Origin of the sequence: Albidovulum aestuarii, from assembly GCF_029961185.1 — a bacterium.
GTDB lineage: Bacteria > Pseudomonadota > Alphaproteobacteria > Rhodobacterales > Rhodobacteraceae > Albidovulum > Albidovulum aestuarii.
Genome location: NZ_JASBQQ010000006.1, coordinates 16,563 through 43,562 on the forward strand (window position 1 = coordinate 16,563; position 27,000 = coordinate 43,562).

Here is a 27,000-nt window from a genome sequence, read left to right on the forward strand (position 1 = left end):
CAAGGCGGATTAACGCCATGAAGGGTGCGGATTGCGACCTTTCAACCCGGAATGCGCGCGATCGCCTTTTCCCGCAGCGACCCGAGCGGGCGCGCATCGGCAAGATTGCCGTCCTGCGATGCGGAATAGAGCCGCAGAAAGACCACAAGATTCGGGATATCCGCTTCGGTAATTTCTCCGAAAAGGTAGGCCGTCTTGCCTGCCGCCCGGAACGAGACCGTCGAGGGTCGCATACAGCCCGACATGCAGTCGACCTCTTGCAGGTCCGCATTGTTGCCGATTGCCGCCCGCATGCGTTTGGCCAATCCGCTCTGCCCCGCTGGGCAGGAGCGGCAGACAGTGACGGTAACGCCGCTCATCGTCCCTCGGCCAAGGGCCCGAGCAGGATCAGCGCCGGACCATCGGCCGCCTCTTCGGCGATCAGAGCCTCCATCGTTGCCAGTGTGCCACGTACGATCATTTCCGCAGGCGTAGAGACGCTTTCGGCCAGAAGTGCCGGAGTTTCAGCCGACATGCCCGCCCCCTGCAACCGGTGTGCCAGTTCGGCGAACGTGCGCTTGCCCATGAAGATCACGGTCGTCGCCGTCGGATCGGCAAGGGCGGCAAGGTTCAGGTCCTCCGGCAAGGCGCCCGTCACGTCGTGCCCGGTCACGAATTGCACCCGCCGCGCCGTCAGTCGCCGCGTCAGTGGGATACCCGCCGCCGCCGCCGCTGCCATGGCCGAGGTCACGCCGGGGATGATCTCATAATCGATCCCTGCCTCGCGGCAGGCGATGATCTCTTCTTCCAGCCGACCGAACAGCCCGCTATCGCCGGATTTTAATCGCACAACCCTCGCGCCGGATTTCGCATAGTCGACCAGAAGGCGGCTCACATGGTCCTGCTTGGGCGAGGCGCGGCCAGCGCGCTTGCCGACGCCGACCATATCCGCCCCCTCGCGCGCCTTGGCAAGGATCGGGCCAGAGGAGAGATCGTCGAACAGGACCGCATCGGCCCTTTGCAACCGATCGACCGCCTTTAGCGTCAGGAGTTCCGGATCGCCGGGCCCGGATGACACGAAACTCACGAACCCCGTCATGTCGCCTCCGCGATCAGATGAAAGAAGGTGCCGGTGGCATGGCCCCGGCGCGACCCGGTTTCGGGCACGGTATCGCCATTCGCATCGACGACCCGCGCCAGCGCCATATCGGGCTGGTCGAGAATCGTCGAGTAGTGAAATTCATGGCCACGCAGCCGCGCGCCCGGCCCGTGCCCGGGCACGGGCGCGGACAGTTCGGCCAAGCGGTAACCGAGATGCATCTTGCGTTTCTCGTATGAGGTGACGAGACCTAACAGCCCGGCCATTTCATGCCGCACACCTTCACGGTCGATGATCGCGGCCCCCATGGCCATGTAGCCACCGCATTCGCCATGCACTGGCCGGGTTTCGGAGAACTGTCTCAAACCTTGCCGAAACCGCGCTGCCGCTGCCAGTTCACCACCATGCAGTTCTGGATATCCACCCGGTAGCCAGCAGCAATCAGCACTCTCATCCGGCGCTTCATCGGCCAGCGGCGAGAACGGCAGAATCTCAGCCCCCGCCGCCCGCCAGCCGTCGAGAAGATGCGGGTAGACGAAGGAGAACGCAGCATCGCGGGCCAAGGCAATCCGTTGCCCCGGAGGTATGACCGCAACCGGTCCAGAGCCGACGAGCCGCGTGCCAGCTGCGGCCACCCGTATTGCGTCAAGATCGACATGCGCCGCCACGAACTCAGCCGCGTCGGCGATGATCCGGTCCAGTTCCGGCGTCTCTTCGGCCTGCACCAGCCCCAGATGCCGCTCCGGCACTTCGATCGAGGCCCGGCGCGGCAAGGCTCCAAAGACACGGATGCCCACCGCTTCCATCCCCACCCGCACCAGGGCCTCATGCCGGGGCGAGGCGACGCGGTTCAGCACCACCCCCGCCACGCTCACATCCTGCCGCATCTGCGAAAACCCAAGCGCCACGGCGGCGGCCGACTGTGCCTGACCCGACACATCCAGAACCAGCACGACCGGCCAGCCGGTCAGCGCCGAAAGATCCGCCGAGGCGCCGGTGCCGGATTCGCCGGCCTGCGCGACCCCGTCAAAAAGCCCCATCGAGCCCTCGGCCAGCACCAGATCGGCGCCATCCGCCGCCCCGATAAGCCCGGAAATCCGGTCTTCGCCCATCGCCCAGGTATCAAGGTTCACTGAAAACCGGCCTGACGCTGCGCGGTGAAAAGCAGGGTCTATATAGTCCGGCCCGGACTTGAAGGGCTGCACCTCAAGTCCGGCAGCCCGGAACGCCCCCAGAAGCCCCAGCATTAGCGTCGTCTTGCCGGTCCCCGACGCAGGAGCAGAAATGATCAGCCCGTCAGGTATCACCACGCCTCCCACTTTCTGTCTGGAAATACTCTCGGGGGGTACGGGGGGCAGACAGCCCCCCGCTTCGGTCGGCCCGCCCCAGGCGGGACGAAATCAAAGGGGTCACGTCCCCGTCTCCGGAAAGCGCGGATCAGTACCGACGGGCCTATAACGGCGATCGTAATCGCCCGCATAGAGCCTGCTTTCGTCAAAATCTTCCGCACCGATGGAGCGGCCGACAAAGATCAGCGCCGTGCGCTCCATCTCGGTGCCGACCGCCGTTTCCAGCGTCTCCAAAGTCGCCCGCACGATGCGCTGATCGGGCCAGCTTGCCCGCCAGATCACCGCGACCGGGCAGTCGGCACCGTAATGCGGGGTCAGCTCGGCCACCACCTTCTCCAGCACATGGACAGACAGATGGATCGCCAGCACCGCGCCGGTCCGGGCGAAGTTTTCCAGCGTCTCGCCCGGTGGCATAGAGGTCGCCCGGCCCGAGGTCCGGGTCAGCACGACCGACTGCACCACGCCCGGCAGGGTCAGTTCCGCGCCCAAAGCCGCCGCGCCCGCAGCGAAAGACGGCACGCCCGGCGTCACGTCATAGGGAATATCCAGCTCACGCAACCGGCGCAGCTGCTCACCCATCGCCGACCAGACCGACAGGTCCCCCGAATGCAGCCGCGCCACATCATGGCCCGCCTCATGCGCCGCGCTGATCTCGGCAATGATCTCATCGAGTGACAAGGGGGCCGTATTGACAATTTTCGCCCCCTCGGGGCAATGGCCCAGCACCGCCTCGGGCACCAAAGATCCGGCATAGAGACAGACCGGGCAAGACGCGATCAGGTCGCGGCCGCGCAGTGTCAGAAGGTCGGGGGCGCCCGGTCCGGCGCCGATGAAATGCACAGTCATTCGTCTCTCCCCATTGCGATGGCGGCCGTGGCCAGCCCGTCGCCAGATACCACACGCGGCCCCAGAAGCCGTGCCCCCGGCCCGGCGGCAGCCAGAGCCGCCGCCTCGGCCACCGATCCCGTGCCAAAGCGTTCGGCCACTTTCGCCGATTGTGTCAGCACCACTTCTGCCGCCAGTGCCTCACGTCCAAAACCGCAGATCACAAGCCCCAGTTCGGCGGCCAAAGCCTGCGCCACCGGCGCATCGACCTTGACCGAAGCGCTCGCCAACAGCTCTGCCCCGCCGCCCGCGCGTTCCAGCGCATCCATGAGCGAGGCCACGGTCGCCGCCCCGCGAAATCCGATCCCCGCAACCCTCATCTGGTGACACTCCACTGCACCACGGGCCGCGCCGGTTCCCAGCCGCGCAGGCGGCCTAGCGGCGCCGCGCTGGCAATCTCGATCCGCATCAGACTGCCGCCCTTTTCGGCATGGTAACGGGCCAGCAAGGCCTCGGACTCGATCGTCACCGCGTTGACGACCAGCCGCGAGCCTTCGGGCATCGCTGTCCATACAGTCTCTATTCGAGCCGAATTCGCCCCGCCGCCGATGAAAACCGCATCCGGTTTCGGCAGGTCTGCCAAGGCGGCGGGCCAATCCGCCTCTGTCACCTTCAGCCGGTGGCCGATCCCGAAGGCCGTCGCATTCGCCCGCACATTGGCCGCTCGGTCCGCCCGGCTTTCCACGGCCTCGGCCCGCGCCCCGGCTGCGGCAAGGCACCATTCGACCGCGACCGACCCCGAGCCCGCGCCCAGATCCCACAGCACCTCACCCGGACCCGGCGCCAGCGCCGACAGCGTCAGCGCCCGGACCGGACGCTTGGTCATCACCCCGTCCGAGGCGAAGAGTTCATCCGGTAGGCCCGAGGCACGCGGCAGGCCCGCCGCTCCCTCAGCGGCAATCGCCACCGCGACCGGATAGGCGGCGTCTGCGATGTCGAACCCCTCCGCAGTTGCCGCGCGGATGCGTTCCGAAGGCCCGCCGAGCGATTCCAGCACCGTCACGTGCGACGCCCCGAACCCCTTTGTCACCAGCCAGTCGGCCAGCGCCGTCACCGCCGCCCCGTCCCGCAGCAGACAGATCGCCCGCACCCCACGTGCCAGAACCGGGACCAACCGTTCGAACGGGGCGGCGTGAAGGCCAAGGCAAATCGCCTCTTCCAACCGCCAGCCCAGTCGCGACGCGGCCAGCGCAAAGGTCGAGGGCGCCGGATGCGACACCCATTCGCCGGACGAAAGATGCGCAGACAGCGACCCGCCCGCGCCGAACCAGAACGGATCGCCTGAGGCCAGAACTACGACTTTTCTGCTCTTTTCCGCCAAAACAGGGTCTATTTTGAGCGGCACCGGCCATTCCCGGCCACGCGAACCCGCACCGACCAGTTCCAGATGCCGCGGCCCGCCAAAGATGATTTCGGCCGTGTCCAGCGCGACACGACTTGCATCGGAAAGCCCGGCATGACCATCTGCGCCCAGACCAATGATCGTCAACCACGGATCAGACATGACGCGCGTCCTTCTTCTCGGCGGCACCAGCGAGGCGAGCCAGTTGTCCCGTCATTTCGCCACCCATAGGGTGGACGCGGTCTTTTCCTATGCCGGGCGCACCGATACCCCCGTCGAACAGCCGCTGCCGACCCGAGTCGGCGGCTTTGGCGGCGCTGACGGCCTTGCTGCCTATCTGAGCGCTGAAAGCATAACCCATGTGGTAGATGCGACCCATCCCTTCGCGGCTCAGATGAGCCGGAATGCAATTTCTGCCTGTGCAGACACGAACACGCCGCTTTGCGCCTTCGAGCGTAAGCCGTGGGAAGCGGGCGAGGGTGATGATTGGACCCATGTCCCCGACCTCGCCGGTGCGGTCGCCGCTTTGCCCGAGGAACCCTCGTGCATTTTCCTCGCCATCGGCCGCCAGAACCTTGGGGCTTTCGCCGTGAAGCCCTGGCATCACTACGTCCTGCGGCTGGTCGATGCGCCGCAGGGCAAGCTGCCCCTGCCGGATGCCGAGGCGGTGATCGCGCGCGGCCCCTTCACAGAGGATGGCGACCGGAAGCTGCTGAAATCCCGCCGGGTGAACCTGATCGTGGCGAAGAACTCGGGCGGCAGCGGGGCGCGGGCCAAGCTCGATGCCGCGCGCAGCCTCGGCCTGCCGGTGATCCTGATCGACCGGCCAGCCCTGCCGCCGCGCCGCACCGCGCGGAGCGTGGCGGAGGTTATGGCCTTTCTCGCTCACCGCGCCGACCTCGGCGTATAGACGAAGCGGCCGATACGGCGCGTGTCGCGGTTGCCGACGATCACGACCGTGCGCATGTCGGCCATCTCAGGCGTTGCCTCGGCAAGCGTCACGGTGTTCAGCGCCTCATCCGGTGTCGTGACGGCGCGGGCGAAGGAAATCAGCGTTTCGCCGCCCGCCTCTTCGCGCAGGATCTCCAGCGCGCGGGCGAATTGATGCGGGCGGCTTTTGGAGCGCGGGTTGTAGAAGGCCATGGCGAACCCGGCCTGCACCGCGAGGCGCAGGCGGTGTTCGACCAGATCCCACGGCTTGAGATTGTCCGAAAGATTAATCGCGCAGAAGTCGTGGCCCAGAGGCGCCCCAAGCCGCGCGGCGGCGGCCAGCATCGCGGTGATGCCGGGCAGAATACGGATGTCGTAGATCCCGGGGTCCGGGCGCTGTTCCAGCGCCTCGAAAAGCGCGGACGCCATGGCAAAGACGCCGGGATCGCCGGAGGAGACGATTACCACCCGCTTGCCCTCCGCCGCCATGTCGAGCGCATGACCGGCGCGGTCCAGTTCCACCCGGTTATCGGACGGGTGCAGGGTCAGCCCCTCGCGCGGGGCCACGCGGGCGACATAGGGAATGTAGCCGACCACATCGGTTGCCCCGGCGAGGGCCGCGCGGACCTCATCGGTCACAAGCGCCTCGTCCCCCGGGCCAAGGCCCGCAACCGCGATCCAACCGCTCATGGCCGCCGCCCCTGTCCGTGCACCACCGCGATGGAGAAATAGGGTACCTTGGCGGGCGCCTCGCTGATCCGATGAACGCGCTGGTCGGTCATCGTGCCGCGTTCCACCAGCCAGGCGGTCTCCAGCCGCCCGGCAGCGGTCAGGCAACGCTTCAGCTTGTCCAGATTGCGGCCGATCTTCATCACCACCAAAGCATCGGTGTCGCGGATGCGGCGGGTCAGTTCCTCCTCGCCCATCGTCGCCGTCACCACGGTCAGCACGTCATCGCCCCAGGTGATCGGCTCGCCGGTCGCGGTCCAGCAGCCGGACATGCCGGTGATGCCGGGAATGACCTCCACGGTGCTGGCTTCGCGCAGCCGCGTGTAGAGATGCATGAAGCTGCCATAGAAGAACGGATCGCCCTCGCAGAGGACCAGAACCGTCTCTGTTTCGGCCAAAACGGCCAATTTTTCGGCCCAGACCTCGTAGAACTCCGCCATCACCCGGTTGTATTCGGGATCGGAGAAATGGATTTCGGTCGTCACCGGGTATTCCATCGGATATTCGATGGCATCCGGGCGCAACATGCCATTGACGATCTTGCGCGCCTGGCCCTCATAGCCCGCCTTGCGGAAATAGGCGATATGGGTCGAAGAGCGCACAAGCCGGTCGGCCTTCACACTCATCAGATCGGGGTCGCCAGGACCGAGGCCGACGCAGATGACCTTGCCCATGCTCATTCCTTCCGGCTGGCGAGCGCGTTGACGGCGGCGACCGTGATCGCCGATCCGCCAAGTCGGCCCTTCACGATGACGGAAGGTACGGGCAGGACCGCCATCAGCGCATCCTTGGATTCGGCAGCGCCCACAAAGCCGACCGGGCAGCCGATGATCGCCGCCGGGCGCGGGCAGGCGGGGTCTTCCAGCATGTTGAGAAGGTGGAAGAGTGCTGTCGGCGCATTGCCGATGGCGACGACGGCCCCCTCCAGATGCGGCCGCCACAGTTCCAGCGCGGCGGCAGAGCGGGTATTGCCCATCTCCTTCGCCATCCCCGGCACGCGCGGGTCTTGCAACGTACAGATCACCTCGTTACCGGCGGGCAGACGGGGCCGAGTGATCCCCTCGCTGACCATGCGCGCATCGCAAAGGATCGGCGCACCGGCTTCAAGCGCTGCCCGGGCGGCGATGGCCATGCCGGGGGAGAAGCGGACATGTTCCTCAAGTCCCACCATCCCGGCGGCATGGATCATGCGGACGACGACGACCTCCTCTTCGGGGGTGAAGCGGGCAAGGTCGGCCTCGGCCCGGATCGTGGCGAAGCTTTCAAGGTAAATCGCGGCGCCGTCGGTCTGGTAGCTATGTGGCATGTTCGGTCTCGGTCAGAAGGGCGGGATTGGCAGTAAGCGTCGCGGGGATTAGTCCGGTCAGCGACGGGGTATCGGCGGCGGTGCCCATCCGGATCAGATCGACGCTGCCATCGGCCCGCCCGACCAGCACCAGCGGTGCGGGCGTGGGATGGGCGCAGCCCTTGGCGCAGCCCGAAACATGCAGCCGCGTGCCGGGCGCCAGCGAAGGGCAAAGCGCCTGCGCCAGCGGCCGTGTGGCGATCAGCGCCTGCGGACAGCCGGGCGCACCGGTGCAGGCGGTCACGCGCAGCATCGGGTCGGCGGGATCGGTGATCAGGCCGGGAATGCGCGGCGCTTCTGCCGCACCTTCGATCAGGATCATGCGCCAGGGCGTGACACGGAGTGGACCGATTTCAGCAAGAACAGACACTGTTTCGGCGGTCATCTGGCCGAATTCGAACCCGACGAGGAAACCCTGCGGCAACAGCCCTGGCAGGGGGGCCGCAGCAGCGGCGCGCGGCAGCGCCGGGATCTCGGTGAAGGCGTCCGGCAGCGTGGCACCCCGGGCAAGATGCGCCGCCATGCGGCCGCGGCCTTCGGGTGCACCGCCGGTTTCTAGGAACCATTCCGCGAGCCGGAGTGCCAGCCGCGCCGCCGTCGCGGGCGTCGCCTCGGTGCCGGTGGCAGCACCATCGGCGCGCACCAAAAGCCCGCCGCCGGGGCCGCGTTCGATGCGGATATCGGCGGAGGTCTCGGACAGGACCGGCTCGGCACCGCAATCGACGGCATAACCGAACTTGCCGGGCGTTGCCGGGGCGTCCGGGTGGCTAAGCGCCTCGGTCAGCGACCGGACGACCTCCTGCACCCCGTCGTCTTCCTGCCAATAGGGCGTGACGGTGATGTTGCGGCGGCTCTCGGCCTCGGTCGTCTCGTCGATCACGCCGAGGGCGGAAAGGCCCTCAATCAGCGGTCCGTGCGACGCCTCGGCGACTCCGCGGAGCTGGACATTGGCGCGGGCGGAAAGGTCGATGAGCCCGTTGCCAAAGCGCGCCGACAGGTCCGCGATGCCCTTGGCCTGTTCCGGCGTCAGCCGGCCGCCGCGCGGGCGCACGCGGACGACGAGGCCATCGCCCGACATCATCGGACGCAGGGCGCCGGGGCACCAGCCCTTGATGACCGGATCGCTCACTGCCCCGCCTCCATCGCGATAGAGTTGCGGCGGGTGATCCAGAGCCCGGCATCGCGGAGCGCCGCGAAACGGTCGCGCATCGCCTGCAGGGCGGCGGGGTTCTCGGTTTCCATGAAGGCCACGACCTCGTCGCGGCCCAAGGTCGCCTCGTGGTAGAGGTCGAAGAGATGCGCCGGAACCGCGCGGGCGAGATGGGCGAAGGCCGCCATATGATCGAGCGTTGCCGCAATCTCGGCCGCGCCGCGGAAGCCGTGGCGCATCATGCCATCGGCCCAGTTCGGGTTCGCCGCGCGGGCCCGGACGACACGGCCGATCTCTTCCGGCAGGGTCCGCGCACGGGGCGCATCTGGCCTTGTCGCGTCGAGATGGTAGAGCGCGGGCGCCGCGCCGCCGAGCCGTGCCACGGCGGCAGCGAACCCGCCCTCATGCGCGGCATAGTCGGAGGCCAAGAGCAGGTCGGTCTCGGCCAGGTCCTGGACATGGACGAAGCCGTTCGCGCCCTTCACCTTTTCTTCCAGCGCCGCGCGGGCGTGTTGCGCGGTGCCGGTCGCGTCAATGGCCCATTCGGAGCCCGCAAGCCAGGCCTCGCCGGCAGCCGCTTGTCCTTCGGGACCGTAATCCTCGATCGCCTCGCCCATGGCGAGGCCATAAAGCCCCGGCTTCGGTCCGAAGACGCGGGGTGTGGCGCGCAGATAGGGGTTGTCCTCGGGCGCTTCCTCGCGCTCCGCCAATGCGCCCGCAGCGGCTTCGAAAAGCTGGGCCAACCCTGGAAATACGTCTCTGAACAGGCCGGAAACGCGTAAAGTCACGTCGATCCGCGGGCGGCGGAGAAGGGCGAGGGGGATGACCTCGAAGCCCGAAACACGCTCGGATCCCTCGTCCCATTTCGGGGCGAGGCCCGCAAGATGCAGGGCCATCGCGAATTCCTCGCCCGCCGTGCGCATCGTCGCTGATCCCCAAAGGTCGATGACCAGCGATTTCGGCCAGTCGCCGTGGTTCTGCAGGTGGCGGCGCAAAAGCTCCTCCGCCAGTTTCACGCCCTGCGCATGGGCGGCGCGCGACGGTACGGCGCGGGGATCGGTGGTGAAGAGGTTGCGGCCCGTGGGCAGCACGTCGGAGCGGCCACGGAAGGGGGAGCCGGAGGGGCCGGCCTCGACACGGGCCCCGTTCAGCGCTGCGATCAGGCCCGCGCGTTCCTCGGCGCCGCATTGGCCGGTACCGAAGATGTGGAGGCCATCGCCATATTGGCTTTCCTTGATGTCGCAGACGAAGCGGTCGATGCGGGTGATCGCCTCGGCGGGCGAGGCATCCTCGGGGATGCCGAGATCGTCCTCGACGCCGCGTCCCTTCGCCTCATCCCGGATCGCGGCGATCAGCCGGTCGCGGCGGGCGGGGTCGAGCCCGTCGGCGGTGGAGTATTCGTCAAGCAGCCGTTCGAGCCGGGTCAGATCCTCCGGCACAGCGCTGTCCACCAGAGGCGGAGGCAGGTGGCCTATGGTGACAGCGCCGATCCGGCGCTTGGCTTGCGCGGCCTCGCCCGGGTCGTTGACGATAAAGGGGTAGATGACCGGCAGGGCGCCGGTCAGCGCCTCGGGCCAGCAATCGGCGGATAGAGCGACCGATTTGCCCGGCAGCCATTCGAGCGTGCCATGCGCGCCGATGTGAACGAGCGCATGGAGGCTCTGCGACCGGAGCCAGAGGTAGAAGGCGACATAGGCATGTCGCGGTGTGCGCGAAAGGTCGTGGTAATCGTCGGCCCGTGTCGTGACCTCTCCGCGTTCGGGTTGCAGGGCGACGACTGCCTTGCCCCTTCGGATCGCGTGAAAACGGAAATGGCCGTCCGTGACCGAAGGGTCGGTGGCAGGATCGCCCCAGGCGGCAAATAGGGCATCCTTCAGCGGGGCAGGTAGGGACAAAACAGTGTCTATATAAGCCGAAACGGACCATTCCAGCGTTTCCGCCGTAAGGGACTGACCAAGGTCCTTGCCCGCTTTCACGTCAAGGTTTCCGTCGGCAAGGGCCGAAAGGATGCCTTCTGCTGAGGCCAGCGCATCGAGGCCCACAGCATGGGCCAACTGATGCACCTTGCCGGGATAGGTAGAGAGGATCAGCGCGACGTTGCGGTCAGGCGCGGGCGTCATCGAAAGACGGTGCCAGCCCGCCACGCGGTCGGCCACGGCGGTAATGCGGTTCGGGTCGGCGCGGTGGGCGAAGCGAGAGAATTGCAGGTCCGGGTCGCGGCGCCCGGGGCTCTTGAAGCTGGCGATGCCCGCGAAGATCCGGCCATCGACCTCGGGCAGGACGACATGCATGGCGAGATCGGCGGGCGAGAGCCCGCGTTCCGCCTCGGCCCAGTCCTTTTTCCGCGCCGTCGAGAGGGCGACCTGAAAGACCGGGCAGCCCGGCGCGTCGAGCGGCGAGGCGGAGCCATCCGCACCTTTCGCCGAAAAGGCCGTCGCATTGACGATGGCGGCGGGAGCCAGCCGGGTGAGTTCGGCGCGCAGCCACGCGGCGGCGGAAGGGTCCTTCAGCGAGGCGGCATAGGCGCCGATGGCGGTAAAGCCGCGTTCCTCCAGCGCCGCGATCAGCGCGTCGACCGGGTCGGTATCGGCGGAGGTCAGGTAGGAGCGGTAGAAGGTGACAACAGCCAAGGGCCGGTCGGAAGTTTCGGGTGCCGGGGCAACGCCCTTGCCGGGCAGGTACCAGCCGAAAGCGGGCACCGTCTTGTCGCCGATCACCGGGCCGGCATAAAGGCCCGCCGCCAGCGCCATCTGCTGCAGGGCCGCCTGCGCTGCCACCGCACCGCCTGCGTCGCAAAGCGCTTGCAGCCGGCGCAGGGTCGATTTCGGCAGGGTGGACAACTCATCGAGCCGCGCGTCTTCCCGTCCGTCTGCGGGCAGCACCGCGAGTGCGATACCGTTGCGCCGGGCGAGGTCCTGCACCTGGGCCAGGCCATATGGCCAGTAGCTTTCGCCGCCGATCAGGCGGATGAGAATGCCCTTGGCGCCGGACAGGGTCTGTTCGGCATAGGTGTCGACCGACAGGGGATGTCGCAGGGCCACAAGGTTTGCCATCCGCACGGTCGGCAGACCGCCCGCCGCCCGATGCCAGCCCGCCGCGAAAGCGCCAAGGTCGCTGTCGGAAAAGGACAGCACCACCAGTTCGGCCGGGTCCTGACCCAGGTCGAACGGGGTGTCTGTTTCCTCCAGCCCATGGCTTTCGCGGAAGACGACATGCATGACAGATCAGGCCCCTACGGTTTCCGGCAGCAGAACCGCGCGGATCGCCGCCGGATCGACATCGTCATGCTCGCCAATCACCACGAGTTTTGATGCACGAGGCGTATCTCCCCAGGGTTTGTCGTACTGGGCACGGATGCGCGTCCCCACGGCCTGCACCAGCATCCGCATCGGCTTGCCGGTGACGGCAACATAGCCCTTTACCCGCAGGATGTTCTGTTCCCGCGCCAGCCGCACGATGGCGGCTTGCAACGCCTCGGGATTGGCCACCTCGGGCAGGTCGATGACCACCGTATCGAAATCGTCGTGTTCGTGGTCGTCATGCCCGTCGTGATGCGAGGGGCGGGCGTCGAGGTCGTCCTCGGCGGCCGCATTCAGCCCGAGGATCACGGCGGGGTCGATGCGGCCTTCCTCCATCGCAAGGATCGGCAGCTTGCGCGGCGCCTCGGCCTCGATCGCCGCACGGGCGGCGGCAAGGCCGGCCTCGCCCGCCAGATCGGCCTTCGACAGAAGCACGATATCGGCGCAGGAGATCTGGTCCTCGAAAACTTCCGACAGAGGCGTCTCGTGGTCGATGCTGTCATCGGCCTCGCGCTGGGCCTGAACCGCATCGACATCGGGCGCGAACCGGCCCGCCGCGACCGCCTCGGCATCGGCCAAAGCGATGACGCCGTCGACGGTGATGCGCGAGCGGATCGCAGGCCAGTCGAAGGCCTTCAGAAGCGGCTTCGGCAATGCGAGGCCCGAGGTTTCGATCAGGATATGATCGGGGCGCTCTGGCAGGGCCATCAGAGCCTCGATCGTCGGGATGAAATCGTCGGCGACGGTGCAGCAGATGCAGCCATTGGCCAGCTCGACGATATTCTCGGCCGGGCAGTTCTCATCGGCGCAAGATTTCAGGATATCGCCATCGACGCCCACGGTGCCGAATTCGTTGACCAGCACGGCCAGACGCTTGCCCTGCGGGTTCTGCATCAGGTGACGGATCAGCGTGGTCTTGCCCGCGCCGAGAAAGCCGGTGATGACGGTGACGGGGATCTTGTTGAGGTCGGACATTCAGGACTCCATCGGGGGAATGCGGGCAAGGCTTTGTTTGCGGAAGATCACCGGACGGTCCCGCCATGGCACGATACCGTCGGTCGTTGCGGCATAGGCGGCGACACCGGAGAGGATATCGGCGACATGTTCGTCCGGATTGAGCCCGCGATAGACATAGGACCAGCGACCGGGGCCGGAAATCGCGATGTTGCAGCCGTGATCGCAGGCCGACAGGCATTCGACCGGCACGATGCGGACGCCATCCGGCGCGCCTTCGGCCTGAAGCGCCTCCAGAAGCCGGGCGCCGGGGCGTACCTCGTCATCCGGGATGGACTGACCCATCCGGCAGGTCGTGCAGACATGAAGTGTTACGGTCACGGGTCGCCGGTCCTTCCATTTCGCGGAAAGGGGCGGGCCTGCGGGGGGCGTCACATTGCCCCGAGCCGGTCGCGGAATCCCCCGTCCGCCGTCACATTCCTTCGCTGGCAGGTCTCCCGGCTTGCGGATGTCGGAGCCTGACGGCCCCGGCGGCCCCACCCCCTTCCCGGCGTCCTGCCAGTGGGATCGGGGGGCCTCTCCGGTCACGGTCGCGGGGGCGGCTGCGCTTCGGCCCCGGACCATGTGTGGTCGCAAAGCCTGTCGCATTCCCTCTTCGCCTGCCTTAGGCAGGAACCAGCGCACCTCTCCTGAGGCATTGACGCGCATCTTGTCAAGCAAACACGGGCAGACATGGACGACAGCGAAGCCCCGACGCACAGGAACGACCCGGCAGGCGCCACCGGCGGCATCTTCGCGACCGCGCACCGGCCGATGTTTCTGCTGGCGGCCCTTTGGGCCGTTACCGTGATCGTCTGGCGCTACCGGGGCGAATCGGGTGGGCCGGTAGCAGATGCGCTGGGTTCGCCCGTTCTCTGGCACGCGCATGAGATGATTTTCGGCTTCGCGGGCGCGGCCTTTGCCGGTTACACGCTGACCGCCGCGCCAAGCTGGAGTCGCCGCGCCCCCGCCTCAGGTTTGCCCGTCGCCGTGTTGACCGTGCTCTGGATCGTGACCCGGATCGCGATTGCCGGAGTGACCGGGCTACCGCTGATGCCGATCGCCCTGATCGCCACCGCCTTCTTCGTCTGGCTTGCAGCACTTCTCGCGGGTGAGGCGATTTCGGGCCGGTCGGCCAAGGGCGCGCTTCAGGCTGTGTTCGCGGTGCTGCTCGGCGTGGCCGATCTGGCCATGATCCTCGGTCTGGCCGAACCCCGCGCCGCCATCCTGATCTTCGCGCTGGTCCTGTCGGTGATAGGGGGGCGTATGGTTCGAGCCCTTACCGAGAACCGGGTTCTGTCCGAAGGGGCGGCCCCGATCCCGCAGGCGGCGATCGCCGGGTATCTGGGCGCGACCGGCATTGTCGCCGCGCTGGTTGCGGACGCCACCGGCGCAGCGGCGATTGCCGGCGCCGCGCTGGTGATCGCGGCGGGGGCAGAGGCGCTGCGGTTGTTCCAGTGGCAGCGGGCAGCGGTGCGCCACGATGCGCTGGTCCTGATGCTGCATCTCGGCTTTGTCTGGCTGCCGGTTGGCCTCGCACTGACCGGTCTGGCGCTGCTGGGCGTTGAGGTTCTTGCCGCGCCCGATGCCCTTCACGCGCTGACCGCAGGGGCGATGTCCTGCCTGATCCACGCCGTCGCTGCCCGCGCCGTCGCCCGGCGGACTCCGGAACGGTTGGTCGCGCGATGGCCCGGCATCATTGCCTTTGCCTTTGTCTGGCTCGCGGCCTGCCTGCGTCTGGCGGAAGGGAGCTTTCTTGCGCTCAGCCCGTCGGCGGCGATGCTTTGGGTGGTGGGATGGTCCACTTATCTGATCACGCTGATCCCGAGCCTGCGCGGTGCACCACAGCGCCCGGTCTTCAGCGGGCCGCGTGCATGATGCAGCTCTCGCCATTGTCCGCACAATCGCCTATTGAACCCCGACCCGAGACCAGAAGGGACATGCCATGACCACGCCAGTGAATGACGCCGAACGCCACGCCCAGAAGATGGCCAAGAAGAAGGCCGCGCGCGACAAGATCATGGCGACGAAGGAGGGCGAGAAGGGCCTTATCATCGTCCATACAGGGGCCGGCAAGGGCAAGTCCTCATCCGGTTTCGGAATGATTCTGCGCTGCATCGCGCATGAGATGCCCAGTGCGGTCGTGCAGTTCATCAAGGGCGCGTGGTCCACCGGCGAACGCACGCTGATCGAGGCCAACTTCGGCCATCTCTGTCAGTTCTACGCGATGGGCGAGGGCTTTACCTGGGAAACCCAGGACAAGACCCGCGACATCGCTGCCGCCCGCAAGGGTTGGGAGAAGGCCAAGGAACTGATCCGGGATGAGAGGAACCGGATGGTGCTGCTCGATGAGATCAACATCGCGCTCCGCTACGATTATCTGGATGTGGCCGAGGTGGTGGCCTTCCTGAAAGATGAAAAGCCGGCAATGACCCATGTCGTGCTGACGGGCCGCAACGCCAAGGAGGAACTGATCGAGATCGCTGACCTCGTGACCGAGATGACGCTGATCAAGCATCCGTTCCGTTCGGGGATCAAGGGCCAGAAAGGGGTCGAGTTCTGATGGCGCCCAAACGTCTTCTGACCGAGTTCGGCATGGGCACCAGCCTGCGCCGACAGGACTATACCGAGGCCGCAGTACGGGCCGTGAAAGACGCGCTCTGGCACAATTCGATCAATTTGGCCGAGCTGTTCGGGCGACCCAAGGGTGACATGCTGATTGATGTCGAGATCGGCGTTCAGGCCCCGGACAGGGTCGATTCCACCGCAATCCTTGCGGTTTTCCCCTATGGCCAGCCGAAGGTAACGGTGGTGAAGGGTGGGCTTGATGTCCCCCGTGCCGATGGCCGCAATCCAACGGTGATCGCCAATGCCGCCATTTCCGTTTCGCTGGAGATGGGCGCATGAGCGATCAACGGTTCATCATTGAAATGGGCATGGGCAACGATCAGTACGGGCAGGATTACCAGAAGGCCGCCCGACGCGCGATCGAGGATGCGATCCGCCATTCCTCGATCCCCTTGTTCGACGCGCTCGACCTCGACCATGCAGCGATGCGGGTTCAGGTCACGGTCGGTGTGCAGAACCCCGATGCGATCGACTGTGCAGCTCTCACTGCTTGCCTGCCCCGCGGCAGAGTGACAGTTACAACCGCGCATGGCGGTCTCAATGTTACCAATCCCGACAGCGGCAATGTGATCGTAATCGCCACCGCCGCTGTCGAGGCCTTCCTGCCGCATCAGGGCTAAGGCATGACACGGGCGCTGATGATCCAGGGCTGCGGCTCGAACGTCGGAAAGTCGCTTCTGGTTGCGGGGCTTTGCCGGGTGGCGAAACGCCGGGGTCTCACGGTTGCGCCGTTCAAGCCGCAGAACATGTCGAACAATGCTGCCGTCACCATGGACGGGGGTGAGATCGGGCGGGCGCAGGCCTTGCAGGCACTGGCCTGCGGGCTGGAGCCGCATACCGACATGAACCCTGTCCTTCTGAAGCCTGAAACAGATACCGGCGCGCAGGTCGTGGTACAGGGCAAAAGGCTGACCACCGTCCGGGCTAGAGACTATTCTGCCCTGAAACCCCAACTTCTGCACTCTGTGCTTGAGAGTTTCCAGCGCCTGAAAACCGCCCACGACCTCGTCATTGTCGAAGGTGCTGGCAGCCCGGCCGAGGTCAATCTGCGCGCGGGCGACATCGCCAATATGGGCTTTGCACGTGCCGCCAACGTGCCTGTGGTGCTGGCGGGCGATATCGACCGGGGCGGGGTGATCGCCCAGATCGTCGGCACGCAGGCGGTTCTGGACCCCGAGGATGCGGAGATGGTCGCGGGGTTCCTGATCAACAAGTTCCGCGGCGACCCCAGCCTATTCGACGACGGCTACCGGCTGATCGAGGACCGCACAGGCTGGCGCGGTTTTGGCGTGCTGCCCTATTTCAAGGATGCCGCAAAACTGCCCGCCGAGGATGCGCTTGACCTTCGCGGAACCGCCGATGGCGGCCCCCTCAAAATCGCCTGCCTCGCCCTCAGCCGTATCGCCAATTTCGACGACCTCGATCCTTTGAAACTGGAGCCTTCCGTCAGCCTGACCATGGTCCGCGCGGGTGAGCCTCTTCCCGGCGACACGACCCTCGTAATCATCCCCGGTTCCAAATCCACGCGCGGCGACCTCGCCTTCCTTCGCGAACAGGGCTGGGACCTTGACCTTGGCGGCCATATCCGGCGCGGGGGTCATGTTCTGGGGATTTGCGGCGGGTACCAGATGCTTGGGCAAAGCATCGCGGACCCGGAGGGGATCGAAGGCCCGGCAGGCGAAGATAAGGGCCTTGGCCTTCTTGACGTCGCAACCGTGATGACACCGGACAAACGCCTGACCCGCACCCGCGCCATCCACGCGGTGAGCGGTGCGCCGATGGAGGGCTATGAGATCCATATCGGCCGGACTGAGGGACCGGACCGCGCCCGCCCGTTCGCCGTGGTAGACGGCATGCCGGAAGGCGCAACCTCTTCCGATGGTCGCATCTCCGGCAGTTACCTGCACGGCATGTTCACGGGCGATGCGTTCCGCGCCGCGTTTCTCGAACGCCTTGGGGCAGCCTCGACTGCCAGCTACGGAACCGGTGTCGAGGCGACGCTCGACGCACTGGCCGATCACATGGAGGCGCATCTGGATGTCGATGGTCTCCTCGCGCTCGCGCGCTGATCACTTTTTGTCTGAAAATACTCCGGGGGAATTGCCCGGAACGGGCAATGGGCGCAGCGCCCCCACTACCTGTCCAACCAATCCGTTGGCTGGTTTTCCTGCCAGCCAACCCGGTGCAGGAGCGGCGTGTCATCGGTGAATTCCGGCCAGCCAAGGCAAAGATAGGCGCTGAACTCCCACCCTACCGGCACCGCAAACAGGCGCTCTATCTCGGCAGGTTCCAGAATGGACACCATTCCTAACCCGAGGTTTTCCACCCGTGCGGCCAGCCAGAGCGTGTGGATCGCCATCGCGGTCGACTGGTGCAGCGTCTCGGGCATGGTGCGTCGGCCAAGGCCGCGCCCGGCCTTCGGATCGGTCACGGTGAAGACGGCAAGGTGTTCGGGTGCCGCATCGAGGCCCGCGAGTTTTAGCCGCATATATTCCGAGCGGGCGGCATCATCATACTCTGCGGCGGCATTGGCATTGCAGCGTTCGAACTCGTCTCGAATTGCACGGCGTAGTGCCAGATCCTGAACCCGTAAAACGCGCCAGGGTCTCGCATTTCCAACCGAAGGTGCAGCCGACATCGCCATTTTCAGGCGAGACAGGGTCGTTTCAGGCACAGGATCAGTTTTGAAATGCCGCACGTCGCGGCGCCATTTCAGGATACGCTCCAGCGTTCCCGCCTCATCGGTGGTGAACTGCATCAGTCTCCTCCCGCCATCAGGGCGTTGGCGACGCGCGCCCATTCTGCCTCACCTCCCGGCAGGCCGAGACGTATCCAGCCGGTCGAGTAGGGGAATATCCGCGACCAGATATGCGCAAGCGCCAGTCGCTCCTGTGCGACCTGCGCGTCGCCGGTATCATAGAGCCGGAACAGCGCCGTCCCGCCCTGAAAGGTCCAGCCCGCCACTTCGGCCAGCGCGTCCAGTCGCGCGGTTTCTGTCATCAGGCGTGCAGTCGTTTCCAGCGCCCATTGCCGATCGGCCAGTGCGGCGCTTCCCACTTCGATCGCAACACCGGACACCGGCCAAGGCCCGGCCATGTCAGACAGCGCCGCGATATCGGCATCGGCACCCAACACGAAGCCGAGCCTCAGACCCGCCAGCCCGTAGAACTTGCCAAAGGAGCGCAGCACGATCATGCCTTCATGCCCGGCCTGAGACGCCACGGACATCGCGGGATAGGGATCGGCGAAGCTTTCATCGACGATCAGGCGTCCGACACGGGACGCAAGCGCCAGCACATCCAAGGGCGGCAGATAGCGACCGTCGGGGTTGTTGGGATTGACCAGAACCGCCAGATCGGCCCCGGCAAGGTCTCCCGGTTCTGCAACCTCCTCGACCTGCCAACCTGCCGACCTCAGGGCGGCCGCGTGCTCGTTATAAGTGGGTGCCAGAACCCGCGCGTGACCCGGCGGGTCAAGACGCGGGACTATCTGGATTGCGGCCTGTGCGCCCGCGACAGGCAGGATCGCCGTCTTCGTGCCATAGGCACGCGCGGCGGCGATGCGCAGCCTCTCCATCGCTGCCTTCGTCGGCAAGGTGGTCCATGCGGCAGGGGACAGCCCCGGCAACGGATACGGCACCCGGTTGATGCCGGTAGAAAGGTCGATCCATCCGGCCGCCTGGCCGCCGAACCGCCCGATGGCCCCGTCGAGATTGCCGCCGTGATCTCGCATTGCCCCCATCCCCATCAGATCGACGCCGATACTGCGACCATCAGCGCCAGCGCAATCATCGCATAGCGGTAAGAGGCAAGGCCGCGCGAAATGTCCTCTGGCGTGGGATCGGGCGCGCCTTCGTTTACCCAGGACTCATCAGCAACACGGTCGCCGTAGATTCGCGGTCCCGAAAGCCTTATGCCAAGAGCGGCGGCAAGCGCCGCCTCGGGCCACCCGGCATTGGGCGACCGGTGATGGCCCGCATCGCGCCACATCGTCGCCAGCGCTTCCTTCGGCCGATTTGACGTCAGGGCGAACAGCAAGCCGGTCAGCCGGGCGGGAATGAGGTTCACCAGATCGTCGATCCGGGCCGAGGCCCAGCCAAAGGCCTCGTGGCGGGGTGTCCGGTGGCCGATCATCGAATCGAGCGTGTTGATCGCCTTGTAGGCGGCGATGCCGGGCAGGCCGAGGAGGACACCCCAGAAAACCGGTGCGACGATACCGTCCGAAGTGTTCTCAGCGAGGCTCTCAAGTGACGCGCGGGCCACCCCGGCCTCGTCGAGCCGCGAGGGGTCGCGCCCGACGATCATCGACACTTCGTGTCGCGCGTGCTCCAGATCGCCCGCAGCCAGCGGGCGCTCCACCGCAGCGACGTGATCATGCATCGATCGCATCGCCACGAAGGGCCACGCAAGTACACCGCCCAGAAGAACCCCAACCCAACCAGCTGGCAGAAACCAGGTCGCGATCCAGGCGAGTTCACCAACCAGTGCGGTAACCGCCAAAGCCGTGATGACACCCGCCAGCCTCCGCTGACCTGGGTCGACCTCATCGAGGTTGAGCCAGATATCGAGCCGCGAGATCAGCGCGCCAATCCATGTGACCGGATGGCCGATTGCGGCAAAGAAGGGCTTCGGCCAGCCGAGGACGGCATCCAGCGCGAGTGCCACAAGCATGATCAGCGCTCCCGTCACTTTTGCCCCCCGGCCGCAAACTGGACGATACCGCTGAATCCCATACGCCGCAGGCGGGTGGTGACATTTTCGGGCACGGTTCCGGGGCGAAACAGGAAAGCCCGGGCCGAACCGGTATGGGCAATGGCGAAGCCGAGTGCGCCGAAGGAGTCCGCGAGTCTTGCCGTCGGATCGCCTACCGGGCCGCGCAGCGCCAGCGTACGTTCGGCCGAGGTCGAGGCGATCCGCGCCAGGGCTGCCGCATCTCGGGCCCGCGCCGCCGCCCGCCAAGGTGAGATCAGGTCGGCGATGTCGGGGAAATCCATGTCGCGCGGATCGGTGCGGCGGTGTTCGCCAAAGAACCCGCCCACGACATCAAAGCGCGGGATCGGCGGCAGTCGGCTCAGCACTTCAGCCCGGCGAGAGGCCCAGAGAAGGCGCTCAGGCATTCCGAACATCAAGGGATCGCTTGCGCCTTCGGCCATGACGCAGGCGCGGGCAAGGTCGGGCGGCGGTACGTCCGCACCCGCGAGCAGGGCCAATGCCACGAGCGATGCGGTCGAAGCTCCTGCGCCGCCACCTGCTGGCATGCTTGCCGACAGGACGACCCGCCCCGAAAGCTTCAGCCCAAGCCGGTCGAGGAGGTCGAGCGCCCGCGTCGGTGTCAGCAATCTTTGCCCCGATCCGTGGATCGACAGGCCCGGCCCCGGCAGATGCCATGCCTCGACCGCGAGCGCGGGGCAGGGCAGCGAGATCAGCACAACGGGTCCCGAAGGCCCAAGCCGCCCCTGAATGAGTTCCCCAAGATGCCCGGCAACCCGGACCACGCCCTGTTTCATGCCGCCACCCAGTTCACCGTGCCAACCGACCAGCGGCCATCACCGAGAGGGGTCATGCGGGTCAGCGACAGTGGCGCGACCTCGAATCCAAGTGCCGCCGGGACGGAGCCAAGTGCCAGCGCCAGGCCCGCGCGGACCACCCCGGCATGGGCAACGATGGCGACACGCCCGCCCTGTGCCGAGCTCAGAACCGGCGCGATCCGGGTGCAGAGATCGGCGAAGCTCTCGCCCCCCGGCGGGCGATGCTTGGCAAGGTCGTCAGGTGGCATTGGCCCAAGATCGGGAAGATCGGCGAAGGCCATGCCTTCCCAGTGACCGAAATCCTGCTCCCAGAGCGTCGCGTCAGTCTGAGGCTCACCCAGATCGGGCCAGAGTGCGCCCGCCGTCTGGCGGCAGCGCAAGGCCGGGCTGACCAAAATCCGGTCGGGCCGCCCGATCCGGTCGCGCAGCGCCGCGATGCGGGGCGTATCCGAACAATCGGCGGGAACATCCATGCGGCCGCACAAGCGACCGCCGTGAAGCGCGGGCGCATGCCGGATCAGCATCAGCTCTGTCGCCGCATGGCCATTCACCGTCGGATTCTCCCTTTCACGCGCCGCCCGTTTCTGCTTTGTCATCGCGCCATGGGCAAGACGATACTCATCACTGGCGGCGCGCGATCCGGCAAAAGCGGCATCGCCGAGACGAAGACGCTCGGTCTCGGGCCACGCGCCGTCTATATCGCCACCGCCGAGGCGCATGACAGCGAAATGTCGGACCGCATCGCCGCCCATCAGGCGCGGCGCGGGGCGGAATGGGTGACCCATGCAGAGCCGCTGGATGTTGTCGGGGTGCTGAAGGCGACCGACGGGCAGGGGCCGCGCCTTCTCGACTGCCTGACCCTGTGGCTCTCGAACCTGATGTTTGCCGGGCGCGACTGGCAGGCTGCGGGGCACGATCTGGTCGCGGCGTTGCCTGCGCAGCGCGACCCGGTGGTCATCGTCACCAACGAGGTCGGCGGCGGCATCGTTCCCGAAAACAAACTGGCCCGGGAGTTCCGCGATGCGGCCGGGCTTCTCAATCAATGGGTGGCGGCAGAGGCGGACGAAGTCTGGCTCGCCGTTGCCGGACTTCCCCTGAAAGTGAAATGACATGAGCCTGCCGCGCATCGCCGCCCTATCCGACATCGCCAAAATTGCCGACCGGCTGCCCGAGGGCGACACTACAGCCGCCGAAGCGGCGCGCGCGCGGCAGAATTCGCTGACGAAGCCGCCGGGATCGCTGGGACGGCTGGAGGCTTTGGCCGAGTTCATGGCAACATGGCGCGGTACGGCGCGGCCCGAGATCTGGCGCGCGCAGGCGCTGGTCTTCGCGGGCAATCACGGCATCTGCGCGCAGGGCGTGAACCCCTATCCGCAGGAAGTGACCGCCCAGATGGTCGCGAATTTCGAAAACGGTGGGGCGGCGATCAACCAGCTATGTGCGGTCAATGGGGCCGATCTGTCAGTGATCGCGCTGGAACTGGACCGGCCGACGGGCGACTTCACCGAAGGCCCGGCGATGTCGGAAACCGACTGCCTCGACGCGCTCTGGCAGGGTGCTTCGGCGGTAGATGAGGGCGCCGATATCCTGATCCTCGGCGAAATGGGGATCGGCAATTCCACCGTCGCGGCAGCGTTGGCGGCAGCCTGCTTCGGTGGTGACGTCGCTGAATGGACGGGACCCGGAACAGGCTCTGACAAGGCCGGAATCGCCCGAAAAATTGATGCGATCGGGCGCGGGTTGAAGCGGCATGAGGGTGTCATCGGCAACGCGCCCGTAATCCTCGCCGCCCTTGGGGGGCGCGAACAGGCGGCGATCTGCGGCGCGGTTCTGGCGGCACGGGCGGCACGCATCCCGGTCATCCTCGACGGCTTCATCTGCACAGCCGCCGCCGCCGTTCTTTACGCGACCGACAAGCGGCTTCTGGATCACTGCCTTGTCGGCCATGCCTCGGCCGAGCCGGGCCACCGCAAGCTCCTCGCAGCGATCCACAAGCGCCCGGTGCTGGAGTTCGACATGCGGCTCGGCGAAGGCTCCGGCGCGGCATTGGCGCTGGGCATCGTGCGATCTGCCCTTGCCTGCCACAACGGCATGGCGACCTTCGGTGAGGCTGGGGTTTCGGAGGCATGAGCCCTTCGCGCACCGACGAGGTCCGGCTGGCTTTCATGCTGCTCAGCCGTCTGCCCGCCGGGCGGATAGACGGCGCTGCACCGCCGATGGCGGCCTCCTCGTGGGCATGGCCCCTCGTCGGCCTCGCGGTCGGGACCATTACCGCTATGATCTGTGGCCTCAGTCTCTGGCTCGGCCTGCCGCCCGTAATGGCCGCGTTTCTGGCGCTGGCCGCAGGCGCACTGGCCACCGGCGCGATGCATGAGGATGGGCTTGCCGATCTTGCCGATGGCTTCGGCGGCGGCGCTGACCGGGCGCGCAAACTGGAAATCATGCGCGACAGCCGGATCGGTTCTTACGGTGTTGTCGCCTTGATTCTCGCCCTGGGCTTCCGCGCCACGGGCATCACAACACTGGCAGAGGCTGGTTCGGCCAGCGCCGCGCTCATCGGAATCGCAGCGGCGAGCCGGGCGGTTCTGCCCACCGCACTGGTTCTGATGCCCGCCGCGCGCAGCGATGGGCTTGGGCAATCGGCGGCGAGCGATGACCCGATGCCCGCTATGATCGCCTTGGGCATCGGGTTCCTGTGCCTTCTGCCGCTTGGTTTTGGCACTGCGCTTCTTACCGCTGTTGTTATTGCATTGGCTGCGCTCATCCTCGCCGCGATCGCCATGCGCCAGATTGGTGGGCAGACCGGCGATGTGATGGGCGCGATGCAGCAAGTGACAGAGATAGCAGGTTGGGCGGTCTTGGTTGCAATGGTTTGATCAAATGAGCGCCTAACAGTGGCTAGAGACCTCATTTCTCCACTTCCAATTTGATCAAATTTAAGAGATAAGGGCGCGTCATTAGGAGTGACGTCATGGCCCGCAAACCCGTCCTTATCGCCGGTATCGACAAATCCAAACTGAAGAGCATCGCCAAACGCGAGGCGGAAGCCTTTGCCGCCGCCCGGCCAAAGACGAAAGCCGCGCTGGATGCGGGCGCGGGCACCTATCTCGATTCGGTGCCGATGCACTGGATGAAGGATTGGCCGATGCCCTTCCCGATGCTGGTCGCCAAAGCCGAAGGGGCAAGGCTGACCGATATCGACGGGCATGAGGTGGACGATTTCTGCCTTGGCGATACCGGGTCGATGTTCGGCCATTCTCCCGCTCCGGTTGCCAGGGCGATCCGCAAACAGGCGCGGAACGGGCTGACCTATATGCTGCCGACCGAGGCTGCGCTGGAGGCGGGCCGCCTGCTGACCAAGCGATTCGGCGACTTTAAATGGCAGATCGCCACGACCGCGACCGACGCCAACCGCTTTGCAATCCGGGTCGCCCGCGCGGTGACCGGTAAGCCCAAGATTCTGGTCTTCAACGGTTGCTATCACGGCACCGTCGATGACGCGATGGTGGAACTGTCGAACGGCCAGACGATCACCCGCCCCGGCCTGACCGGGCAGGTCACCGACCTGACGACGCTCGCTGCCTGCGCCGAGTTCAATGACCTTGCAAGTGTAGAGGCGGCGCTGAAGACGGGGGAGATTGCCGCGATCCTGACCGAGCCCGTAATGACCAATTCCTGCATGGTGCTGCCTGATCCGGGTTTCCACGACGGTTTGCGCAAGCTGGCCACCCAATACGGCGCGCTGCTGATCATCGACGAAACCCACACGATTTCCTCGGGCCTTGGCGGTTACACTGGCGTTCACGGGCTGAACCCCGATATCTTCGTCGTCGGCAAATGCGTGGCGGGCGGGATGCCGACTGCTGTCTGGGGGCTCAGACCGAAACTGGCCAGGGATTACATCCGCTACAATGCCGGTCGCGCCTCGGGTCATTCCGGCATGGGCACCACGCTGTCGGCCAACCCGATGCAGTTCGCCTGCCTGACCGCCAACCTGGTCGAGGTAATGACGTCCAAGAACTACGCGCGCATGGAGAAGGGCGCGGAAAGGCTCTATTCCGGCCTGAAACGGGTGATTGAGGCGCATGGCGCGCCCTGGCATGTCGTCCGCGTCGGCGCCCGGGTGGAGTTCATTTGCGCCCCCGGAGCGCTGAAAAACGGAACCGAAGCGGGTATGGCGCATATGCCCGAGGTCGAGGCGACCTTGCATACCTCGCTTCTCAATCGCGGTTGCCTGATCGCGCCCTTCCACAACATGATGCTGGTCAGCCCGGCGACGAAAAAGCGCCAGATCGACCGCCTCATCGCCGCCTTTGACGACATCCTGACCGAGCTTTTTGCCTGAGGACCATCATGACCAATACCTGCCCCTCGGGCGCGACCCTTGCCGAGGCTGAAGACTTTCTGGCCGCCCATCCGGAGATCGAGGCCGTGGACATCGTGCTGCACGATTCCAACGGCATCGGCCGCGGCAAGATCATCCGGCGTCACGAACTGCCCTCGCTCTATAAATCCGGGCGGCATATGCCGATCTCGATCCTCGGTCTCGATATCTGCGGCGAGGATGTGGATGAAACCGGCCTCATCTGGGATCAGGGCGACGGCGACCTGCGCGCCTGGCCTATCCCCGGCACTTTGAAGGTTCTGCACAACACCACCCCGCCCCGCGCCGAGGTGCTGATGTCGCTTTACGAGCTTGACGGGCAACCGATGACCTCGGACCCCCGTCATGCGCTTCAGCGGCAGGTCGATGCATTCGCCAAGCGGGGCCTGAAGCCCGCCGGTGCGTTTGAGCTTGAATTCTTCCTGCTCGCGAAGGATCGCGGCCCCGATGGTAAGGTCCGCCCCGCCGCCGACGTGCTTGACGGCCGCGACAGCCACAAGACCGAGGTCTATTCCGTCGACCACCTGCACGGGATGCTGCCGCTTTTCTCCGACATCTACGCTGCCGCCGGAAAAGCCGGGATCACGGCCGAGACGATGATCTCGGAATATGCACCGGGCCAGTATGAACTGACGCTTCACTACCGCGAGGATGTGATGCAGGCGGCCGACGACCTGATGCGGTTGAAGCGGATCGTCCGGGCGCAGGCCCGCGCGCATGGGGTTGTTGCCTGTTTTATGGCCAAGCCCATCGCCGACTACGCCGGATCGGGCATGCATTTCCACGTCTCGCTGATGAACGACAAGGGCGACAATGTCTTTGCCGAAAAGCCGAATTCAGGTTGGACAGACACGCTTTTGCATGCTCTCGGGGGGCTTCGCGCAACAATGGGCGAGGCGATGCTGGTTTTTGCTCCGCACCTGAACTCCTGGCGCCGCTTCGCCAATCAAAGCTATGCGCCCGTCTCGACAAGCTGGGGTGTCAACAACCGCTCCGTCGCCCTGCGTGTGCCCGCAGGCGAGGTGAAAGCAAGGCGGATCGAACATCGCCCCTCGGGCGTCGATGCCAATCCATATCTGGTGGCGGCGACGGTGCTTGCGGGTATCCTCCACGGGCTCGCCAACAAGATGGATCCCGGTCCTGAAACCACCGGCAACGGCTATGCCGAGGACGAGGGCGGCCCAACGATCCCACGCGACTGGAAATCCGCCATCGAGGCGGCGCAGGGCTCGGAGTTCCTTAAAGCGGCTTTGGGCGAGGACATGCACCGCACGTTCACCGCCGTGAAAGCCGCCGAATATGCCCGCGTGGCGCGCACGATTTCCGAGGTCGATTACGACCTTTACCTGCACACGGTCTGA

29 protein-coding genes and 1 riboswitch are annotated in these 27,000 nt (G+C 66.1%); of the genes, 11 read left to right on the forward strand and 18 right to left on the reverse strand.

From position 1 onward, the window contains the following. Positions 1 to 41: 41 nt before the first annotated feature. From QKW60_RS13850 to cbiE, 6 genes are all read right to left on the reverse strand, one after another. Entirely contained in the window at positions 42 to 359 is a 318-nt protein-coding gene (locus tag QKW60_RS13850) for a DUF1636 domain-containing protein (RefSeq protein ID WP_282369512.1), read from the reverse strand. Continuing rightward, positions 356 to 1,078 (reverse strand): uroporphyrinogen-III C-methyltransferase, encoded by a 723-nt coding sequence (gene cobA / locus QKW60_RS13855; RefSeq protein WP_282369513.1) that lies wholly within the window; start codon positions 1,076 to 1,078, stop codon positions 356 to 358. Before cobA ends, QKW60_RS13850 begins: the two co-directional genes overlap by 4 nt. Next, complete coding sequence (locus QKW60_RS13860) at positions 1,075 to 2,385, reverse strand: cobyrinic acid a,c-diamide synthase CobB (protein WP_282369514.1); 1,311 nt, start codon at positions 2,383 to 2,385, stop codon at positions 1,075 to 1,077. Before QKW60_RS13860 ends, cobA begins: the two co-directional genes overlap by 4 nt. A 102-nt stretch (positions 2,386 to 2,487) precedes the next feature. Continuing rightward, positions 2,488 to 3,273, reverse strand: a complete 786-nt coding sequence (cobM, locus tag QKW60_RS13865) for a precorrin-4 C(11)-methyltransferase (RefSeq protein WP_282369515.1) — start codon at positions 3,271 to 3,273, stop codon at positions 2,488 to 2,490. Continuing rightward, positions 3,270 to 3,632 (reverse strand): cobalamin biosynthesis protein, encoded by a 363-nt coding sequence (locus QKW60_RS13870; RefSeq protein ID WP_282369517.1) that lies wholly within the window; start codon positions 3,630 to 3,632, stop codon positions 3,270 to 3,272. Before QKW60_RS13870 ends, cobM begins: the two co-directional genes overlap by 4 nt. Continuing rightward, positions 3,629 to 4,816 (reverse strand): precorrin-6y C5,15-methyltransferase (decarboxylating) subunit CbiE, encoded by a 1,188-nt coding sequence (gene cbiE, locus QKW60_RS13875; RefSeq protein ID WP_282369518.1) that lies wholly within the window; start codon positions 4,814 to 4,816, stop codon positions 3,629 to 3,631. The genes QKW60_RS13870 and cbiE overlap by 4 nt, the downstream gene beginning before the upstream one ends. On the opposite strand from cbiE, the gene QKW60_RS13880 reads away from it, so the two are divergent. Continuing rightward, entirely contained in the window at positions 4,815 to 5,564 is a 750-nt protein-coding gene (locus tag QKW60_RS13880; RefSeq protein ID WP_282369520.1) for a cobalt-precorrin-6A reductase, read from the forward strand. The two genes, cbiE and QKW60_RS13880, sit on opposite strands and share 2 nt — an antisense overlap. On the opposite strand, the gene cobJ is transcribed toward QKW60_RS13880, so the two are convergent. From cobJ to QKW60_RS13915, 7 genes are read right to left on the reverse strand one after another with little or no spacing between them, the layout of a single operon-like run. Next, entirely contained in the window at positions 5,540 to 6,274 is a 735-nt protein-coding gene (gene cobJ, locus QKW60_RS13885) for a precorrin-3B C(17)-methyltransferase (RefSeq protein ID WP_282369522.1), read from the reverse strand. The genes QKW60_RS13880 and cobJ overlap by 25 nt on opposite strands. Continuing rightward, complete coding sequence (locus QKW60_RS13890) at positions 6,271 to 6,987, reverse strand: precorrin-2 C(20)-methyltransferase (RefSeq protein WP_282369524.1); 717 nt, start codon at positions 6,985 to 6,987, stop codon at positions 6,271 to 6,273. The genes cobJ and QKW60_RS13890 overlap by 4 nt, the downstream gene beginning before the upstream one ends. 2 nt (positions 6,988 to 6,989) lie before the next feature. Next, entirely contained in the window at positions 6,990 to 7,619 is a 630-nt protein-coding gene (locus QKW60_RS13895; RefSeq protein WP_282369526.1) for a precorrin-8X methylmutase, read from the reverse strand. Beyond that, a complete protein-coding gene (gene cobG, locus QKW60_RS13900) occupies positions 7,609 to 8,787 on the reverse strand; it encodes a precorrin-3B synthase (RefSeq protein WP_282369527.1) in 1,179 nt (392 codons plus the stop codon). The genes QKW60_RS13895 and cobG overlap by 11 nt, the downstream gene beginning before the upstream one ends. Beyond that, positions 8,784 to 12,026: a cobaltochelatase subunit CobN gene (cobN, locus tag QKW60_RS13905; RefSeq protein WP_282369529.1), complete on the reverse strand. Its 3,243-nt coding sequence runs from the start codon at positions 12,024 to 12,026 to the stop codon at positions 8,784 to 8,786. Before cobN ends, cobG begins: the two co-directional genes overlap by 4 nt. Positions 12,027 to 12,032: 6 nt before the next feature. After that, complete coding sequence (gene cobW, locus QKW60_RS13910) at positions 12,033 to 13,082, reverse strand: cobalamin biosynthesis protein CobW (RefSeq protein WP_282369530.1); 1,050 nt, start codon at positions 13,080 to 13,082, stop codon at positions 12,033 to 12,035. Then, entirely contained in the window at positions 13,083 to 13,442 is a 360-nt protein-coding gene (locus tag QKW60_RS13915; RefSeq protein WP_282369532.1) for a DUF1636 family protein, read from the reverse strand. A gap of 89 nt (positions 13,443 to 13,531) precedes the next feature. Then, positions 13,532 to 13,756, reverse strand: a riboswitch (cobalamin riboswitch). A gap of 37 nt (positions 13,757 to 13,793) precedes the next feature. Here QKW60_RS13915 and QKW60_RS13920 point away from each other — a divergent pair. The 5 genes from QKW60_RS13920 (at position 13,794) to QKW60_RS13940 (ending at position 17,797) form a co-directional block, all read left to right on the forward strand. After that, positions 13,794 to 14,978 (forward strand): NnrS family protein, encoded by a 1,185-nt coding sequence (locus tag QKW60_RS13920; protein ID WP_282369534.1) that lies wholly within the window; start codon positions 13,794 to 13,796, stop codon positions 14,976 to 14,978. A 67-nt stretch (positions 14,979 to 15,045) separates the two neighbouring features. Then, a complete protein-coding gene (gene cobO / locus QKW60_RS13925) occupies positions 15,046 to 15,663 on the forward strand; it encodes a cob(I)yrinic acid a,c-diamide adenosyltransferase (protein WP_263739936.1) in 618 nt (205 codons plus the stop codon). Continuing rightward, positions 15,663 to 16,007, forward strand: a complete 345-nt coding sequence (locus tag QKW60_RS13930) for a Lin0512 family protein (protein ID WP_282369538.1) — start codon at positions 15,663 to 15,665, stop codon at positions 16,005 to 16,007. Before cobO ends, QKW60_RS13930 begins: the two co-directional genes overlap by 1 nt. Next, positions 16,004 to 16,348 (forward strand): Lin0512 family protein, encoded by a 345-nt coding sequence (locus tag QKW60_RS13935; RefSeq protein WP_282369540.1) that lies wholly within the window; start codon positions 16,004 to 16,006, stop codon positions 16,346 to 16,348. Before QKW60_RS13930 ends, QKW60_RS13935 begins: the two co-directional genes overlap by 4 nt. A gap of 3 nt (positions 16,349 to 16,351) precedes the next feature. Then, positions 16,352 to 17,797: a cobyric acid synthase gene (locus QKW60_RS13940; protein ID WP_282369542.1), complete on the forward strand. Its 1,446-nt coding sequence runs from the start codon at positions 16,352 to 16,354 to the stop codon at positions 17,795 to 17,797. A 65-nt stretch (positions 17,798 to 17,862) separates the two neighbouring features. Here the strand turns inward: QKW60_RS13940 and bluB are convergent, their stop codons facing one another. Genes bluB through QKW60_RS13965 form a run of 5 tightly spaced genes read right to left on the reverse strand, consistent with a single transcriptional unit; the run spans position 17,863 to position 21,851 of the window. Then, on the reverse strand, positions 17,863 to 18,486 hold the full coding sequence (bluB, locus tag QKW60_RS13945; RefSeq protein WP_282369543.1) for a 5,6-dimethylbenzimidazole synthase: 624 nt from the start codon (positions 18,484 to 18,486) through the stop codon (positions 17,863 to 17,865). Further along, positions 18,486 to 19,460, reverse strand: coding sequence for a threonine-phosphate decarboxylase CobD (gene cobD / locus QKW60_RS13950; protein ID WP_282369545.1), 975 nt, complete (start codon positions 19,458 to 19,460; stop codon positions 18,486 to 18,488). Before cobD ends, bluB begins: the two co-directional genes overlap by 1 nt. Before the next feature lie 14 nt (positions 19,461 to 19,474). Beyond that, positions 19,475 to 20,398 (reverse strand): adenosylcobinamide-phosphate synthase CbiB, encoded by a 924-nt coding sequence (cbiB, locus tag QKW60_RS13955; RefSeq protein ID WP_282369894.1) that lies wholly within the window; start codon positions 20,396 to 20,398, stop codon positions 19,475 to 19,477. Between the two features lie 14 nt (positions 20,399 to 20,412). Beyond that, positions 20,413 to 21,234 carry a propanediol utilization protein gene (locus QKW60_RS13960; RefSeq protein ID WP_282369546.1) on the reverse strand — a complete coding sequence of 274 codons (822 nt, stop codon included), beginning with the start codon at positions 21,232 to 21,234 and terminating at the stop codon, positions 20,413 to 20,415. Continuing rightward, on the reverse strand, positions 21,231 to 21,851 hold the full coding sequence (locus QKW60_RS13965) for a histidine phosphatase family protein (RefSeq protein WP_282369547.1): 621 nt from the start codon (positions 21,849 to 21,851) through the stop codon (positions 21,231 to 21,233). The genes QKW60_RS13960 and QKW60_RS13965 overlap by 4 nt, the downstream gene beginning before the upstream one ends. Positions 21,852 to 21,857: 6 nt before the next feature. Between QKW60_RS13965 and cobU the strand changes: the two genes are divergently transcribed. From cobU to QKW60_RS13990, 5 genes are all read left to right on the forward strand, one after another. Further along, positions 21,858 to 22,364, forward strand: coding sequence for a bifunctional adenosylcobinamide kinase/adenosylcobinamide-phosphate guanylyltransferase (cobU, locus tag QKW60_RS13970; RefSeq protein WP_282369548.1), 507 nt, complete (start codon positions 21,858 to 21,860; stop codon positions 22,362 to 22,364). 1 nt (position 22,365) lies between these two features. Then, positions 22,366 to 23,385 carry a nicotinate-nucleotide--dimethylbenzimidazole phosphoribosyltransferase gene (gene cobT, locus QKW60_RS13975; RefSeq protein WP_282369549.1) on the forward strand — a complete coding sequence of 340 codons (1,020 nt, stop codon included), beginning with the start codon at positions 22,366 to 22,368 and terminating at the stop codon, positions 23,383 to 23,385. Continuing rightward, entirely contained in the window at positions 23,382 to 24,131 is a 750-nt protein-coding gene (gene cobS, locus QKW60_RS13980) for an adenosylcobinamide-GDP ribazoletransferase (RefSeq protein WP_282369551.1), read from the forward strand. Before cobT ends, cobS begins: the two co-directional genes overlap by 4 nt. A 95-nt stretch (positions 24,132 to 24,226) precedes the next feature. Beyond that, entirely contained in the window at positions 24,227 to 25,600 is a 1,374-nt protein-coding gene (locus QKW60_RS13985) for an aspartate aminotransferase family protein (protein WP_282369552.1), read from the forward strand. A gap of 8 nt (positions 25,601 to 25,608) precedes the next feature. Continuing rightward, positions 25,609 to 27,000 carry a glutamine synthetase family protein gene (locus QKW60_RS13990; RefSeq protein WP_282369553.1) on the forward strand — a complete coding sequence of 464 codons (1,392 nt, stop codon included), beginning with the start codon at positions 25,609 to 25,611 and terminating at the stop codon, positions 26,998 to 27,000.